General features: G+C 49.6%; 17 protein-coding genes. All 17 read left to right on the top strand.

What is annotated here, in order from left to right:
- Positions 1-84 precede the first annotated feature (84 nt).
- The gene (locus ACNA6I_RS22760; RefSeq protein WP_079513602.1) at positions 85-846 is read left to right on the top strand and encodes a VWA domain-containing protein; all 762 of its coding nucleotides are present in this window, start codon (positions 85-87) and stop codon (positions 844-846) included.
- Entirely contained in the window at positions 815-1,801 is a 987-nt protein-coding gene (locus tag ACNA6I_RS22755; RefSeq protein ID WP_416314215.1) for a protein kinase domain-containing protein, read from the top strand. The genes ACNA6I_RS22760 and ACNA6I_RS22755 overlap by 32 nt, the downstream gene beginning before the upstream one ends.
- A 65-nt stretch (positions 1,802-1,866) precedes the next feature.
- A complete protein-coding gene (gene tilS / locus ACNA6I_RS22750; RefSeq protein WP_148796195.1) occupies positions 1,867-3,267 on the top strand; it encodes a tRNA lysidine(34) synthetase TilS in 1,401 nt (466 codons plus the stop codon).
- A gap of 3 nt (positions 3,268-3,270) precedes the next feature.
- The gene (gene hpt / locus ACNA6I_RS22745) at positions 3,271-3,819 is read left to right on the top strand and encodes a hypoxanthine phosphoribosyltransferase (protein ID WP_048007735.1); all 549 of its coding nucleotides are present in this window, start codon (positions 3,271-3,273) and stop codon (positions 3,817-3,819) included.
- A 103-nt stretch (positions 3,820-3,922) separates the two neighbouring features.
- Positions 3,923-5,893 carry an ATP-dependent zinc metalloprotease FtsH gene (ftsH, locus tag ACNA6I_RS22740; protein WP_416314214.1) on the top strand — a complete coding sequence of 657 codons (1,971 nt, stop codon included), beginning with the start codon at positions 3,923-3,925 and terminating at the stop codon, positions 5,891-5,893.
- Positions 5,894-6,274: 381 nt separating this feature from the next.
- Positions 6,275-7,045 carry a type III pantothenate kinase gene (locus tag ACNA6I_RS22735; protein WP_197082337.1) on the top strand — a complete coding sequence of 257 codons (771 nt, stop codon included), beginning with the start codon at positions 6,275-6,277 and terminating at the stop codon, positions 7,043-7,045.
- A gap of 15 nt (positions 7,046-7,060) precedes the next feature.
- A complete protein-coding gene (hslO, locus tag ACNA6I_RS22730) occupies positions 7,061-7,939 on the top strand; it encodes an Hsp33 family molecular chaperone HslO (RefSeq protein WP_048007737.1) in 879 nt (292 codons plus the stop codon).
- Between the two features lie 25 nt (positions 7,940-7,964).
- Positions 7,965-8,852 carry a peptidyl-prolyl cis-trans isomerase gene (locus tag ACNA6I_RS22725; RefSeq protein ID WP_082139822.1) on the top strand — a complete coding sequence of 296 codons (888 nt, stop codon included), beginning with the start codon at positions 7,965-7,967 and terminating at the stop codon, positions 8,850-8,852.
- A gap of 208 nt (positions 8,853-9,060) precedes the next feature.
- Entirely contained in the window at positions 9,061-9,990 is a 930-nt protein-coding gene (cysK, locus tag ACNA6I_RS22720) for a cysteine synthase A (protein ID WP_048007739.1), read from the top strand.
- Between the two features lie 99 nt (positions 9,991-10,089).
- Entirely contained in the window at positions 10,090-11,523 is a 1,434-nt protein-coding gene (gene pabB / locus ACNA6I_RS22715) for an aminodeoxychorismate synthase, component I (RefSeq protein WP_416314213.1), read from the top strand.
- Positions 11,520-12,107 (top strand): aminodeoxychorismate/anthranilate synthase component II, encoded by a 588-nt coding sequence (pabA, locus tag ACNA6I_RS22710; RefSeq protein WP_416314212.1) that lies wholly within the window; start codon positions 11,520-11,522, stop codon positions 12,105-12,107. Before pabB ends, pabA begins: the two co-directional genes overlap by 4 nt.
- 1 nt (position 12,108) lies before the next feature.
- Entirely contained in the window at positions 12,109-12,966 is an 858-nt protein-coding gene (pabC, locus tag ACNA6I_RS22705) for an aminodeoxychorismate lyase (protein WP_048014348.1), read from the top strand.
- 14 nt (positions 12,967-12,980) lie between these two features.
- On the top strand, positions 12,981-13,814 hold the full coding sequence (gene folP, locus ACNA6I_RS22700) for a dihydropteroate synthase (RefSeq protein ID WP_048007743.1): 834 nt from the start codon (positions 12,981-12,983) through the stop codon (positions 13,812-13,814).
- Positions 13,807-14,166 carry a dihydroneopterin aldolase gene (gene folB / locus ACNA6I_RS22695; protein WP_048007744.1) on the top strand — a complete coding sequence of 120 codons (360 nt, stop codon included), beginning with the start codon at positions 13,807-13,809 and terminating at the stop codon, positions 14,164-14,166. The genes folP and folB overlap by 8 nt, the downstream gene beginning before the upstream one ends.
- 1 nt (position 14,167) lies before the next feature.
- Positions 14,168-14,692, top strand: coding sequence for a 2-amino-4-hydroxy-6-hydroxymethyldihydropteridine diphosphokinase (gene folK / locus ACNA6I_RS22690; protein ID WP_048007745.1), 525 nt, complete (start codon positions 14,168-14,170; stop codon positions 14,690-14,692).
- On the top strand, positions 14,644-14,859 hold the full coding sequence (locus tag ACNA6I_RS22685; protein ID WP_063190656.1) for a helix-turn-helix domain-containing protein: 216 nt from the start codon (positions 14,644-14,646) through the stop codon (positions 14,857-14,859). Before folK ends, ACNA6I_RS22685 begins: the two co-directional genes overlap by 49 nt.
- Before the next feature lie 207 nt (positions 14,860-15,066).
- Positions 15,067-16,551 (top strand): lysine--tRNA ligase, encoded by a 1,485-nt coding sequence (gene lysS / locus ACNA6I_RS22680; RefSeq protein WP_048007746.1) that lies wholly within the window; start codon positions 15,067-15,069, stop codon positions 16,549-16,551.
- Positions 16,552-16,928: the final 377 nt, after the last annotated feature.

Here is a 16,928-nt window from a genome sequence, read left to right as displayed (position 1 = left end):
GGTTCACGTGACCGCCACAAAGAGAGAAGAAAGTAGTTCACTAGAGTATAAATTCCTCCCCATCAGGCGAAGATGATAGCAACTATGAAGGAGGAGGAGACTCTTATGAAAGCAGGTACACTTCGTCAGATTCTATTGATCACGGATGGATGCTCCAATCAGGGGGAAGACCCCATTGCCATGGCCGCGTTAGCAAAGGAACAGGGAATCTCCGTCAATGTCATCGGCGTCATGGACAATGACGTCATCGATCAAAACGGAATGGTGGAGATCGAGGGGATCGCTCTATCAGGAGGAGGGGTCAGTCAGGTCGTTTATGCCCAGCAGCTTTCCCAAACCGTCCAGATGGTCACGCGGAAGGCGATGACCCAGACGCTCCAGGGCGTCATCAATAAAGAGCTGAAGTCGATACTCGGGAAATCGGCCTCCATGGAGGAGCTCCCCCCGGAACAACGCGGTGAAGTGATGGAAGTAGTGGATGAACTGGGTGAATCGGTGGATATGGAAGTGTTGATCCTTGTCGATACGTCTGCAAGCATGAAGCACAAGCTTCCCACTGTGAAGGAAGCGCTTTTGGACCTGTCCCTCAGCTTGAATGCCAGAATGGGAGATAACAAATTTTCCGTTTTCGTATTTCCCGGGAAACGACAAGATGTCGAAAAATTACTGGATTGGACCCCGCGTCTAGAAACCTTATCAAGTATATTCTCGAAACTTTCCCCAGGAGGCATCACACCGACGGGGCCGGCGATTTCAGAGGCAATCACCCATTTCAAGAAAAAACGTTCACTAAGGGGACTGCTCTCTCGTGGCGATGATGAACAATACTTCGAAGAAACCATTTAATCTTCCACCCGGTACGACCATAACGGGGAAATGGCATGGGGCTTCTTATACCATTATGAGAGAGCTCGGATACGGGGCCAATGGAATCGTGTATCTGGTCAGGGACGGGCATGGCTACCAGGCCCTCAAAATGAGCGATAATAATGTGACCATTACATCCGAAGTGAACGTACTCAAAGCCTTTTCCAAACTTCAGGGTACCCCTCTCGGCCCAGGGCTCATGGATGTGGATGACTGGGAATACAGGGGTAAGAAGATCCCTTTTTATACGATGGAATACATCCAGGGTCCTACGCTTCTCTCCTTCGTACAGGGAAAGGGGTTCTCCTGGACGGGTGTCCTCGTAGCCCAGCTCCTTGCCGACCTGGAGCGGATCCATCAGGCAGGATGGGTATTTGGGGATCTGAAACCCGAGAATCTGATTGTCACCGGCGCACCCCATCGGATCAGGTGTATCGATGTGGGGGGCACGACCATTCAGGGACGCGCCATCAAGGAATTCACGGAGTTCTTCGACAGGGGCTACTGGATAGGGGGGTCCCGCAGGGCGGAACCCAGCTATGATCTATTCGCTGTCGGGATGATCCTGATCAACCTTGCCTATCCGAACCGATTTCCCAAGCGTGAGAACGGCCAGCTGCAGCAGCTTAAGCTAGCAGTTGAAGGAAAGGACAGCCTGAGGAAGTATCGGGGGACGATCTTCGGTGCATTGGAGGGGACTTTTTCCTCCGCTCAGGAAATGAGAGAGGACCTTCTAAGGGGCATTTCCCGCTCAGCCAATCACGGTCCGGCTAAGAAACGGGCACACAAGCCTGCGGCAGCCCGGAAGACACCCCAAGTTTCTCCGAAGAAGCCGGCTAAACAATCAAGGGCAAGCAGATCCTTGGAGACCGTCCTTATCATCCTCATTGTGGGGTTGATCTATTTCCTCTACATCTACGGGGAACTGTTGTAGCGTCTCCCGTGAGTTTCAAAAGGGATACTGATACAATAAGGAAAAAGGATGGAAAGAGGATTGGTATGCTGGAACAGACATCCCGGGAATTTATTCACATGCATCGATTAATCGAAAAAGGAGACCGGCTCCTCGTTGCCGTTTCGGGTGGCCCTGATTCCCTGGCCCTTCTCCATTTTCTTCATGCACTTCGGGAAGAACTGGACGTGGAAGTCGCCGCGGCCCATGTGGATCACATGTTCAGGGGGCGGGAATCATATGATGATCTGTTGTTCGTCGAAGGGTTCTGCAAGGATCGGGACATCCCCTTTTTTGGGGAGCGCATCAATATACCGGCTATGATGAAAACGGAAAAAGGCAGCCTGCAGGAGATGGCCAGAAAGGCACGCTATGCGTATCTTGAGCAGGTGATGACCAAATACGGAGGCAACAAACTTGCACTTGGGCATCACGGGGACGATCAGATTGAAACGATCCTGATGAAGTGGACGAGGGGAGCAGGCGGCAAGGGCCGTGCCGGCATCCCGTTCAGGCGCCCTTTCTCAACGGGGGAGATCATCCGGCCGTTCCTTTCGGTGACCAAGGCCGATATCCTGGATTACTGCGAACGGGAGCGGCTATCCCCGAGGATCGATCCAAGCAATCGCAAGGATACATATACAAGGAATCGATTCCGCTCCAGGGTGCTGCCCTTCTTGAAGGAAGAGAATCCGAATGTCCATCGGAATTTCCAACAATTCAGTGAAGAATCATTGGAAGACGAAGAGTTTTTGGAGGAATTGACCAGGGTAAAGTTGAATAAGGTATGGAAGGTGGAGGAGGATTTTTCCACTCTTGATATCAAACGCTTTCTCCAGATGGCTCAGCCTTTACAAAGAAGAGCGATTAATCTAATATTAAACTATCTTTATAAACTTAAACCCGCTTCTTTATCGTCTATACATATTTACGATGTATTATGTCTGTTAAAGGGGGAGAATCCCAATGCCCAATTGGATTTACCCTCGGGGCTTAAGGTTACAAAGGCTTATCAGACATGTTATTTTCACTTCGGGAACCTTTCCGGAGGTCCATACTATTTTGAACTGGAAATCCATTCATCGATCGACCTTCCGACCGGAATCCGGATTTCGCTCATGCCCTCGCCGGGATATGTGCAGGATGACGGGGATGAAACGATCCATGTGAAAAGGGATCAAGTCACCCTTCCGCTGATTGTACGCACGAGGGAATCAGGGGATCGCATGAAGGTGAAAGGGATGGAGGGCACGAAGAAGCTCAAGACCCTTTTCATCGATGAAAAAATCCCTTTGCATCTTAGGGATCGGTGGCCGGTCGTCACTGATTCTGAAGGCAGGATCCTTTGGGTTCCCGGATTAAGGAAGTCCGTTTACGATACGGGAGAGGGACGCGAGGATAGTTTAGTGTTACAAGTCAAGAGCAATCATCTTCTAGGAGGCAGTTGAACATTGTTAAATCAGGATATTGAAAAGGTACTTATTTCAGAAGAAGAACTTCAAGAAAAGATCAAAGCGCTGGGTGCTGAACTGACGGATGCCTATCAAGATAAGTTTCCACTTGCAATCGGCGTACTGAAAGGCGCGATGCCATTCATGGCGGATCTGTGCAAGCGCATCGATGCCCATATGGAAATGGACTTCATGGATGTGTCCAGCTACGGCAGTTCCACTGTCTCTTCAGGAGAGGTAAAGATCGTCAAAGACCTCGATACGAAAGTGGAAGGGCGCGACATCCTGATTATCGAAGATATCATCGACAGCGGCTTGACGCTGAGCTATCTTGTCGAACTGTTCCGCTACCGTAAGGCAAAATCAATCAGCATCGTCACTCTGCTCGATAAGCCAACGGGACGCAAAGCAGACATCAAGGCAGATTATGTAGGCTTCATCGTACCGGATGAGTTCGTTGTCGGTTATGGCCTTGATTATGCGGAAAGATACCGTAACCTCCCTTACATCGGAGTACTGAAACCAGCGGTGTATACAACAGGGGAATAACGTCCATCTTAAGAAGAGTCTTCGCAAGTGCAATTTGTTGTAATGCCATGATTTACTATGATACTATTTTACGTAGTTTGTTTACCGTGGGAGGAGGTAAGGGATGAAACGGATCTTTTCTAACACCATATTCTATTTACTGGTATTTCTACTGATCATAGGTGTGGTGAGTTTTTTCAACAACAACAACGAACCAACCAAAACGATCGATTACAGTACGTTTATTAATAAGTTGGAAGACAATCAAGTCAAATCATTCTCCGTCCAGCCTTCAAGGGGCGTCTATGAACTGAAGGGGCAGATGAGGGATTCCAAGAAAGATGAGTACTTCGTCACGCATATCCTGTCTACCGATGGCAAGCTGATGGATCGCATCAATGATGCTGCCACTGGTACAAATGGGGAAAATGCCCTCAAGAAGGTAGATGTTGAAATCCTCGAAGCAAAAGAAACCAACGGGTGGATTTCCGTCTTTACGACGATCATCCCATTCGTCATCATCTTCATTCTCTTCTTCTTCTTGCTCAACCAGGCTCAGGGCGGTGGAAGCCGTGTCATGAACTTCGGTAAGAGCAAAGCCAAGCTATACAGCGAAGAGAAGAAGAAAGTCCGCTTCAAGGATGTTGCCGGAGCAGACGAAGAGAAGCAGGAACTTGTGGAAGTCGTTGAATTCCTCAAGGATCCACGCAAATTCTCTGAAATCGGTGCACGCATACCAAAGGGTGTCCTTCTTGTAGGACCTCCGGGTACCGGTAAAACATTGCTTGCCCGCGCAGTAGCCGGTGAAGCAGGCGTTCCGTTCTTCTCCATCAGTGGTTCGGACTTCGTGGAAATGTTCGTAGGGGTCGGTGCATCCCGTGTACGTGACCTGTTCGAAAATGCGAAGAAAAATGCTCCATGTATCATCTTCATCGATGAGATCGATGCAGTCGGTCGTCAACGTGGGGCCGGACTTGGCGGAGGTCACGATGAACGTGAGCAGACGTTGAACCAGCTTCTTGTTGAAATGGACGGATTCGGTGCCAACGAAGGAATCATCATCGTTGCTGCGACGAACCGACCTGACATCCTTGACCCTGCATTGCTTCGTCCAGGACGTTTCGACCGTCAAATCACAGTCGATCGCCCGGATGTAAATGGTCGTGAGGCGGTGCTGAACGTCCATGCGAAGAACAAGCCGCTTGATGATTCAGTGGATATGAAAGCTATCGCTCAAAGGACACCTGGTTTCTCTGGTGCTGATCTTGAAAACCTTCTGAACGAAGCTGCCCTTGTGGCTGCCCGTGAAAATAAGAAGAAGATCGACATGCGTGACATCGACGAAGCGACGGACCGTGTCATTGCAGGTCCTGCCAAGAAGAGCCGTGTCATCTCAGAGAAGGAACGAAAGATCGTTGCTTTCCACGAAGCAGGCCATACCGTCATCGGTTGCGTCCTCGATGAAGCCGATATGGTTCACAAAGTGACCATCGTACCTCGTGGCCAGGCCGGAGGATATGCGGTCATGCTACCTAAAGAAGATCGTTACTTCATGACGAAGCCGGAACTCCTTGATAAAATCACAGGACTTCTTGGTGGACGCGTAGCGGAAGAAATCATCTTCGGAGAAGTTTCGACCGGTGCCCATAATGACTTCCAGCGTGCCACAGGCATCGCCCGCAAAATGGTGACGGAATATGGAATGAGTGAAAAACTCGGACCTCTACAATTCGGTCAGCAGCAAGGCGGTCAGGTATTCCTTGGACGTGACATCAACAGCGAGCAAAACTATTCAGACGCCATTGCTCATGATATCGATCTTGAAATGCAGCGCTTCATCAATGAAAGCTATGCGCGTGCTAAAAAGATCCTTACTGAGAATCGCGACAAACTGGAACTCATTGCTAAGACGTTACTTGAAGTCGAGACTCTTGATGCCGCTCAGATTACGAACCTAATGGATCACGGTAAACTTCCAGAGCGTGTATATGAATCCGACGTCGAAACAAGCGACGTGAAGGTCAACATCCAGAAGAAAAATGATGAACCGGCTAGTGGAGACTCCTCAAACGGAGACGATACCGACCGCGCATAATAACGGTTGGGTTTCCAACCAAATGAAAATCCGAACAGCCATTCGATATCCTTCCAGGAATCGGGTGCGTTCGGATTTTTTTGTGATCTTTTTTAGGATCACCAGTAAAGTGTGAAGGTCCATGGCAAGCGGGACGACCCGGAAGAGAGGGGCGTCCAATCTGCTTGCGCATCCACTAGGAGGAAAGCCAGGAAGTCGATCCTTCCTTGTTTTTCAAAAAATCAATGCCTCGCAAACGAAATAACTCCCGCCCCATCCCATACGCGATGGCCTTTCAGTGCTTGTTGGATATTCCCCAACCGATTCTACCCAGTCGCCTCCCCAAACGGATTATGGTATGATGTTGGCAGTGTGAAAACAATGACCGAGTAGGTGAAAATTGTGATTTTTGTAATGGATGTTGGAAATACGAACATTGTGTTCGGTGTATATGAAAATGATGAATTGAAGTATCACTGGAGAGCCGAGACGAATCGCCATAAGACCGAGGATGAATTTGGTATGCTTGTAAAGAATTTGTTTGAGCATGCGAAGCTATCCTTTGATGATATTGATGGTATTATTATATCTTCCGTTGTTCCTCCGATCATGTTCAGTCTTGAAAGGATGTGCGTAAAGTACTTCCACATCACGCCGCTTGTTGTAGGACCTGGAATCAAGACGGGCTTGAACATCAAATATGATAATCCCAAGGAAGTAGGGGCCGACCGTATCGTCAATGCCGTAGCCGGGATTCACGAATATGGAGGACCACTGATCATCGTTGACTTTGGTACAGCGACCACCTATTGCTATGTAAACGAAGACAAGCAGTATATGGGCGGAGCCATTGCCCCTGGGATCGGGATCTCGACGGAAGCACTCTATTCAAAGGCGGCGAAATTACCCCGGATTGAAATCGCACGTCCGGAGAATATTATTGGAAAGAATACTGTCACTGCCATGCAAGCCGGTATTTTATACGGATATGTCGGACAAGTGGAAGGCATCGTACGCCGTATGAAAGAACAAAGTACCCAGGAGCCGACGGTCATCGCCACCGGCGGGTTGGCGACACTGATCTCGAAAGAATCGACGATCATCGATGTGGTCGATCCATTCCTGACGCTGAAAGGCTTGAAGCTGATTTATAAACGCAACATCAACGGATAAGGAAGGAGCTTTTATATGAGCGACTATTTAGTAAAAGCATTGGCCTATGATGGCCAAGTAAGGGCATATGCCGTCAAAAGTACAGAAACCGTAGGGGAAGCGCAGCGCCGCCATAATACATGGCCGACTGCATCTGCAGCCCTTGGACGTTCCATGAGTGCAGGTCTCATGATGGGGGCCATGCTCAAAGGTGAGAACAAACTTACGATAAAAGTGGAAGGTGGCGGACCGATTGGCGCCATCATCGTCGATAGCAATGCAAAGGGTGAAGTAAGGGGATATGTCACCAACCCCCACGTCCATTTTGACCTGAATGAACATGGTAAATTGGATGTGCGACGTGCCGTTGGGACAGAGGGTACCCTCTCTGTTGTCAAAGATATCGGCATGAGGGATAACTTCTCCGGACAGGTGCCGATCGTATCAGGCGAACTTGGAGAAGACTTTACCTATTATTTTGTGACCAGTGAACAGGTTCCTTCTTCTGTCGGAGTCGGTGTACTTGTGAACCCTGACAATACGATCCTGGCATCAGGCGGCTTCATCCTTCAGCTTCTTCCTGGAGCAGAAGATGAGACGATCACGAAGATTGAGGAACGCCTAGGGAAGATCGAGCCGATTTCAAAGCTCATCCAACGCGGTCTTTCACCTGAGCAGATATTGGATGAGGTCCTTGGTGAGGACAATGTGAAGGTCCTTGAAACCATGCCTGTCAACTTCCAATGTCAATGTTCGAAGGAGCGGTTCGGTGATGCGATCATCAGCCTCGGTGAAGAGGAAATCAAAGATATGATCCAAGAAGACGGCATGGCCGAAGCCAAATGCCACTTCTGCAACGAAACCTATATCTTCTCTGAAAAAGAACTGAAAGAGCTTCAGCTGCAAGCAAAATAATACGATCTCAGGCCGGGGAGAATGGATGATGAGAATTAAACGTTCCGTCCTATTGACGGTGATCGGACTTTTATTGGTTACAAATATCCTGACGCTCATCTTCTCCGGTAAAGGGGAAGGAAAGAACACAGAGAGCGTGGCAAGCATCGACGGGAAGGATATCACCCGGGAGGAGTGGCTCCATTCTCTTGAAGACAAGTATGGTAAAGAGGAACTGAAGGTGCTCATCAACCGGAAAGTAATGGATCGATTGGCCCTGAAATACGATATCTCCGTCTCACAGAAGGAAATCGACCGGGAATTCGCCATGATCCAGTCCGCTTATAATGTGTTCGACGAAGGCACCCTGCAGGATGAGAAAGACATCAAGTCCCAGATCAAAGCGGATCTCCTCTTGGAAAAACTCCTCACAAAAGACGTGGAGATTTCCGATAAGGAACTGAAGAAGTATTATGAACAGAATGAACGCGTCTATTCCATACCTAAAATGCTGAAATTGAAGCAGATCCAAGTACCGGATCAGTCCGAAGCGGACCAGGTTCTCGAAGAATTAAAAGATGGCTCAAGCTTTGAAGCACTTGCCATGGAAAAATCCACTGACCAAAAGACCGCCCCCCTCGGGGGAGATCTTGGATACATCCCTGAAGACGGGGACATCCTGACCGAGGAAGCAAAAGCAGAGGTCAAGACCCTATCCAAGGGGGAGTGGAGCAAACCTGTTCCGGCTGATGATGGATATCTCATTTATTTTGTGGAGGATACAATCAAGAAGAACCACTATTCCTTCAAACAGGTGAAGGAGCAAATCAGGCGGAAGATCGCCCTTGAACAGGTTGAGTCCCCCATGCGTGCGGAGTCTTTCTGGGATGAGCTCGATGTGGATTGGTATTATGGGGAAGAGCGTACGAAATAAGAATGTTTGGGTCACCGATTGAGTATCGGTGGCTCTATTTTAATTCCTCGGAAAAAATGCTTTTGCCTGATGCAAATCATAGTAATGATCCGAAAGGCATATGTTAAGTTTGTGTAGGGTCTGGAGTCATATGTGTTGACAAATAAATTGAAAATTGTTACTTTTAATTAAAACCAACAAAAATGCTTGGAATTAGGAGTGAGGAATCATGGTCAGAGTAGCTAATTCAATTTCGGAATTGATCGGGCAGACGCCGATTGTGAAACTGAATCGAATTGTGGAAGATGGAAGTGCCGATGTATATTTGAAGCTTGAATATATGAATCCTGGAAGCTCGGTAAAAGATAGGATTGCCCTTGCGATGATCGAAGCCGGGGAAGAAGCAGGAACTTTGAAAGCCGGGGATACAATTGTGGAACCGACGAGCGGAAACACGGGAATCGGCCTTGCCATGGTGGCTGCGGCGAAAGGGTACCGTGCCCTTCTTGTCATGCCTGATACGATGAGTATGGAGCGTCGCAACCTCCTGCGTGCCTACGGTGCCGAGCTTGTCTTGACGCCTGGGGCAGAAGGGATGGGCGGAGCCATCCGCAAAGCCGAAGAGCTTTCGAAGGAGAAGGGTTACTTCATGCCTCAGCAGTTTAAGAATACGGCCAATCCGAAGGTGCACCGTGAAACGACGGGGCCTGAGATCGTGGAGCAGATGGGTGATCAGCTCGACGCCTTCATCGCAGGGATCGGTACAGGCGGGACCATCACCGGTGTCGGTGAAGTCCTGAAAGAGAAGTATCCTGATATCAAACTGTATGCTGTCGAGCCGTCGGATTCCCCTGTCTTGTCCGGTGGTAAGCCGGGTCCTCATAAAATCCAGGGGATCGGTGCCGGTTTCGTGCCGGATATCCTGAATACCTCCCTTTATGATGAGGTCATCCAGGTCGGGAAGGAAGAAGCGTTCGACTATGCAAGGAGAGCTGCCAGTGAAGAAGGGATCCTTGGCGGAATCTCATCCGGTGCGGCGATCTATGCGGCGAATGAAGTGGCGAAGAAGCTTGGGAAAGGGAAGAAAGTCCTTGCCATCATCCCGAGTAACGGAGAGCGCTATTTGAGCACGCCTCTCTATCAGTTCGACGAAGAGTGATATAACATGCGACCGTGGAGCAGTCTTTGCTTCACGGTCGTTTTTTTGCCTGTATTTTTCATACTTTAATCGATGAAACCTTGTGCTTCTTCATGTATCATGAAAGAAGAAAAACATGAGGGAGTGTGGCCATTGCAGCACGTATACTTTCTGAAGCATCCATCATCCAAAGAACAATTTTTCACATCATATGAACGGATCAGCCGTCATGAATCACATCATGTCCTCCTGGAGAGCGGGCGCGGAGGAAGGTATAGCATTGCTGGCATCAGGCCGGAAGCCATTCTTACCGGAGTTCCCGACGGTCTTGAAGTCGATAGGGAAGGGTCTGTCGAAGTGCTGGAGGGTGATCCCCTCGTGCAGTTGGAAGGGTGGCTGGCCCAAAGGAAAGCCCCGAGACATGAAGAACTGCCCGACTTTCAGGGGGGTGTGATCGGGTTAATCACCTATGACTATGCGAGGCAGATCGAACGCATCCCGAACGTTGCCCATGATGATCAGTCCCTGCCTGATCTCTACTTTTATTATTTCAACGAGTGGGTGGTCTTTGATCATGAAACCGACTGCCTATGGATCATGATGCTCTCTTCCTTGGGGGATGAGGGCGCTGAGAGCAGGCTGAAAGAACGGCTGGCTGAATGGCGCGAGCCTGCAGGGGGGATCGCTTCAGGTGAAGATGTGTATGAACCGGGAGAGATTCAGGTATCCATGGACGAAGAAGCTTTTTCAGATGCGGTCAGGAAGATCCAGGCGTACATCGCACAAGGCGACGTTTTCCAGGTGAACCTATCCGTTCGGCAATCACAGGAATTGAAAGTAGACCCGTTCCTGGTCTATAAAGAGCTCCGCCTATTGAATCCTTCCCCTTATATGAGCTACCTCCATTCCCCGGATATGCAGGTGGTATCGGGTTCTCCTGAGCTGCTCGTCAAAAAGCAGGGTCTTGAAGTCAGCACCCGGCCGATTGCCGGGACGCGCTCAAGAGGGGCAGACGATGAAGAAGACGCACGCCTAGCTTCCGAGCTCATCCATAATGAGAAGGAGCGCGCCGAGCATGTGATGCTCGTCGACCTTGAGCGGAACGACCTCGGAAGGGTCTGTGAGTATGGAACCGTAGAAGTGAATGAATTCATGGTCATTGAAAAATACTCCCACGTGATGCACATCGTCTCCAATGTGAGAGGAAGGATCCACCCCACGAAGACGGGGGCGGACTTGATCCGCTCGGTGTTCCCTGGTGGGACCATCACCGGTGCCCCGAAGGTAAGGACGATGGAAATCATCGAGGAGCTGGAGCCTGTGAGAAGGGGGATCTATACGGGATCGGTCGGGTGGATCGGCGTGAACGGTGATATGGAACTGAATATTGTCATCCGCACGATGTTGGTGAAGGACGGAGTCGGCCACATCCAGGCTGGAGCGGGTGTCGTCATCGACTCCAATCCTGCCCACGAGTACAAAGAATCCCTCAAGAAGGCAAAGGCCATGTGGGTGGCGAAGGACCGCGCGGAAGGAAGGGGAGTGAAGGCATGATCCTTATGATCGATAACTATGATTCATTTACGTATAATCTGGTTCAATTCCTAGGGGAGCTTGGTGAAGAGCTCATCGTGCGAAGGAATGACGACATTACGATTGCCGGGATCGAGGAGTTGAATCCGGACTATCTGATGATTTCTCCCGGGCCCTGCACCCCAAATGATGCAGGGATCAGTCTTGAGGCGATCCGGACCTTCAAGGGACGAATCCCCATCTTTGGTGTCTGCCTCGGCCACCAATCCATCGCGCAGGTATTCGGTGGAGAAGTGGTCCGGGCCGAGCGACTGATGCACGGCAAGGTCTCCCTTGTTCACCATGACAGAAAGACGATTTTCAAGGATCTTCCCGCTCCGTTTGCCGCCACCAGGTATCATTCCTTGATTGTAAAGAGGGAGACGCTTCCTGACTGTCTGGAGATCACGGGTGAAACGGAAGAAGGGGAAATCATGGGGATCCGTCACAAGCAACTTCCCATCGAAGGCGTGCAGTTCCACCCCGAGTCCATTATGACCGAAGGCGGAAAGCAGCTCCTGGGAAACTTCCTTGCAACCTATAAAAGCACAGGGGTGACGGTATAGGATGTATATCTACTTGAACGGTCAGATCGTACACAGGGATGAAGCCCGCATATCACCATTCGATCACGGGTTTCTATATGGTATGGGCCTGTTTGAAACGTTCCGCACCTACGAGGGACATCCCTTCCTCGTCGGGGACCATCTGGACAGGCTCTCAAGATCCCTCCAGGATATGAAGATCCACTGCTCCCTGCCTGAAAGCAAGGTCGTCGGGATCGTGAAGGACCTACTTGAGCAAAATGGATGGGAGGACGCCTATTGTCGTTTGAATATCTCCGGTGGTCCGGGGGAGATCGGTCTTCCTTCATCGCCTTATGAGGATCCTACGATCATTCTGTTCCAGAAGCCCCTTCCTGACAAAGGACCGGCTTCCAAAGAAGGAGTCTTCCTGTCATTGGCTCGCAATACACCTGAAACCGGTGAGCGGCTTAAATCCCATCACTACCTCAACAACCTGGCCGGTAAAAGGGAAGTGGGCCCTTCCCCGGGCAAAGAGGGCATCTTCTTAACGGAGGAAGGCTGGATCTGCGAAGGAGTGACTTCCAACCTCTTCTGGATGAAAGACGATGTCCTATATACTCCGGCTGTCGGAACGGGGTTGTTAAATGGGATCACCCGCCGCTTCGTTATGGCCCTGGCAGAAAAAGAAGGCATTAGGGTAAGAGAAGGGTACTATAAAAAGGAAGCTCTTCTAGAAGCCGATGAAATCTTTTTCACCAACTCGGTTCAGGAAGTGGTACCGGTCCATCAAATGGGAGAGACCATGTATCCCGGAGCGGAGGGAAGGTGGACTGTGCAGCTGCAACGGGAATATGCAGCCTGCACCTCCACCCTTACAAGAATCAGTGAATTGAGCTAGGAGGCAACAGCGGAATGAAGCAAGTAATCAAATGTGGAAAGTACGAACTCGATTTCAGCGCAAAGACGTTGATCATGGGAATCCTTAATGTGACCCCCGATTCCTTTTCGGACGGAGGGAAATACAATCATATAGAAGCCGCAGTGGAGCGTGCCAAGGAAATGGTGGAAATGGGCGCGGATATCATCGATATCGGAGGCGAGTCCACCCGGCCGGGCTATGAACCTGTATCGGCCGAGGAAGAAATCGCCCGCGTTGTCCCCGTCATTGAAGCGATCGCTTCCCGAGTCGACGTACCGATCTCGATTGATACATTCAAAGCTGAGACGGCCAGAAGGGCCATTGAAGCAGGTGCATCTATCATCAATGATGTATGGGGCGCAAAGAAGGATCCGGATATGGCGAGGGTTGCTGCCGATGCGGGTGTCCCCATCATCCTGATGCACAACCGGGAGACGGAAGAATATGAAGACTTTGTCCGTGACAGCATCCAGGACATCCAGCAAAGCATTTTTCTCGTGAAACAGGCGGGGGTGAAGGATGATCAGATCATCCTCGATCCCGGCATTGGCTTTGCGAAAACGATGGATGACAATATGATGATGATGAGGAATCTTGATATTCTTGTGTCGCTGGGTTACCCTGTCCTTCTCGGTACATCGAAGAAGCGGCTGATCGGTCATGTCCTGGATCTTCCTGTCGACCAACGGATGGAAGGGACGGGTGCAACGGTATGTTACGGTATCCAGAAAGGCTGCCACATCGTTCGGATCCATGATGTGAAGGAAATGGCGAGGATGGCGAAAATGATGGACGCATTAGTCGGAAAGGGGAAGTGGAATGGATAAAATCTATGTGAACGAAATGGAATTCTACGGATATCACGGGGTGTTTGAAGAAGAGAACAAGCTGGGCCAGCGTTTCAGGGTGAGTGCCGAACTTCACCTGGATCTCAGCACATCCGGGAAGAGCGATAACCTGGAAGACTCGGTGAACTATGCTGAAATCTACACGGTCACCAAATCGGTTGTGGAGGGTGAAGCCTTGAACCTTGTTGAGGCAGTGGCAGAGAGGATTGCCGGCAGCCTGCTTGAGTCCTTCCCGAGCGTTGCCGAGTGCAAGATTACCGTTATCAAGCCGGATCCCCCGATTCCCGGTCATTATAAATCCGTAGCGGTCGAAATCACCAGGGGCCGATAATATGTATACCGCTTACATTTCTCTTGGATCCAATATCGGGAACCGGGAGGCATATTTGGAAAAAGCCATTCAAATCCTCGGCAGTCATGGTAAGATAGAAGTCAAAAGGCTCTCTTCCATTTATGAAACAGAGCCTGTCGGATATACGGATCAAGGCGAATTTTTGAACATGGTCATTGCAGTTCAAACCAGTTTGCGTCCAGAAACGCTGTTGCATCAATGCTTGCAGGTGGAAATTGATCTTGGTCGGGAAAGGGAGTTCAAATGGGGTCCAAGGATCATCGATCTTGACGTGCTGCTGTATGAACAAGAGACGATCGAAACCACGGATCTTCTCATCCCCCACCCGAGGATGCAAGAAAGAGCTTTTGTCCTCATACCGCTGTTGGAGATCGCTCCCGGCCTGGAACATCCCTCATTCGGTGCCCCGTTGGAGAATCTTCTGGACGAAATACCTGACAAAGAAGGAGTTCGGCTATGGAAACAGATAAATGGGGAAGACGCATTCGTGCATTCAGGAAATTAAAAGGATTTACACAGGACGGCCTGGCAAAAGAACTCGGAGTGTCTGTCTCGGTCCTGGGAGAGATCGAGCGGGGGAGTCGTGCTCCGAGCGATGATTTTCTCACAAGCGTCTCCGAGGCGTTGAGTGTCCCGGTGGAGGAGCTCTCCCCCTCTGAAGATGAAGAGTGAATAGTGCCCGCATTAGCGAACGCTTGGGACAAGCATATGAAAAAGGCTTGAGAAGGTGAGCGGTTGAACCCGCCTGCCCGATCGGCCTTTTTTGGATGTTTTTAGAAGCGGATACTTTAGGGGTGTTACAAACCGAGATATTGTGTAAAATAGTAGGGTATATAATTTAGACAGTCAGTGAAAGTAGATAGAATAGGAGTGAAACAAATGAGCGAAGAAATAAATGACCAGCTTCAGGTCAGACGCGACAAAATGGAAGCCATCCGTGAAAAAGGATTGGATCCATTCGGTAAACGTTTCGACCGTTCTCATAGCTCTCGCGAAATCAAATCTCAATTTGACGAGTTTTCAAAAGAAGAGCTTGAAGAGAAAGACATCACGGTAACCATCGCAGGACGGATCATGACGAAGCGTGGAAAAGGTAAGGCAGGATTCGCGCATCTTCAGGACCTCGAGGGCCAAGTGCAGATCTATGTCCGTAAAGACGCCATCGGTGAAGAGGCTTATGAACTTTTCAATTCAGCAGACCTTGGAGACATCATCGGGGTGACCGGTACGGTCTTCAAAACGAAGGTTGGGGAACTTTCCGTCAAAGCGAAGGAATTCCGCCATCTATCAAAAGCCCTTCGCCCGCTGCCAGAGAAGTTCCACGGACTCAAAGATGTTGAACAGCGTTACCGCCAACGCTATCTTGACCTCATCACGAGCCAGGAGAGCAAAGAAACCTTCATCGCAAGAAGCCGCATCATCCAGTCCATGAGACGCTATCTTGATACAAACGGCTATCTTGAAGTGGAAACACCGATGATGCACAGCATTGCAGGTGGAGCGTCTGCCCGTCCGTTCAAAACGCACCATAATGCCTTGGACATGCCGTTATTCATGAGGATCGCCATCGAGCTTCATCTGAAGCGCCTCATTGTCGGTGGTCTTGAGAAGGTATACGAAATCGGACGCGTATTCCGTAACGAAGGCGTATCAACCCGCCACAATCCAGAGTTCACCATGATCGAACTGTATGAAGCTTATGCGGATTACCGTGATATCATGGCACTGACTGAAAACCTGGTTGCCCATATCGCAAAAGAGGTATTCGGTTCCACCACCGTCCCTTACGGTGACTACGAAGTGAACCTCGAACCGCAATGGACCCGTCTTCACATGGTCGATGCCGTCAAGGAACATTCAGGTGTAGACTTCTGGAAGGAAATGAGCGACGAAGAGGCTCGTGCACTTGCCAAAGAACACGGCATTGAAATCAAAGACAATATGACGTATGGCCACGTCGTGAATGAGTTCTTCGAACAGCTGGTAGAAGAGAAGCTTATTCAGCCTACCTTCATCTATGGTCATCCGGTTGCCATCTCCCCGCTTGCGAAGAAGAACGACGAAGACCCAAGGTTCACGGATCGTTTCGAGCTGTTCATCGTCGGTCGTGAACATGCAAATGCCTTCACCGAGCTCAACGACCCTATCGATCAGCGTGAGCGTTTTGAAGCTCAGTTGAAAGAACGGGAAGAAGGGAACGATGAGGCCCATATGATGGATGATGATTTCATTGAAGCACTAGAGTACGGAATGCCTCCTACAGGAGGACTGGGTATCGGGATCGACAGGCTTGTCATGCTTCTGACAAACTCCCCTTCGATCCGCGACGTCCTGCTCTTCCCCCAAATGCGTCATCGCGACTGATTTACCTGAAAAGGCTGCGGATATCCGCGGCCTTTTTCTATGCCTGAGATCGATGATTAATCATATATATAGAAACAATCTTTTTAGGAGCGGTAAGATCATCGGTAAGGGTTGAAATGTTTTTTTTACAAAGTCGAAATAAAATCGAAAAAAACTATTGCACACCCTTTGACATGGTGGTATAGTATTATCTGTTGCCGCAAACGAGCAACGTTGAAACAACAAGATGAAAAAACTTTTTGAAAAAAGTTATTGACATCGAAACGAAAATCCTGTAACATTATAAGGGTCGCTTCAAACGAAGCAATGAACATTTGAACCTTGAAAACTGAACAAAACAAGACAAACACGTCAACGTTAATTCTAGATTTATTTTA

Origin of the sequence: Rossellomorea sp. FS2 (assembly GCF_047915635.1) — a bacterium.
Taxonomy (GTDB): Bacteria; Bacillota; Bacilli; order Bacillales; family Bacillaceae_B; genus Rossellomorea; species Rossellomorea marisflavi_A.
The sequence above is the reverse complement of the archived record's forward strand: the minus strand, read 5'-3'. Positions and strand labels throughout refer to the sequence as shown.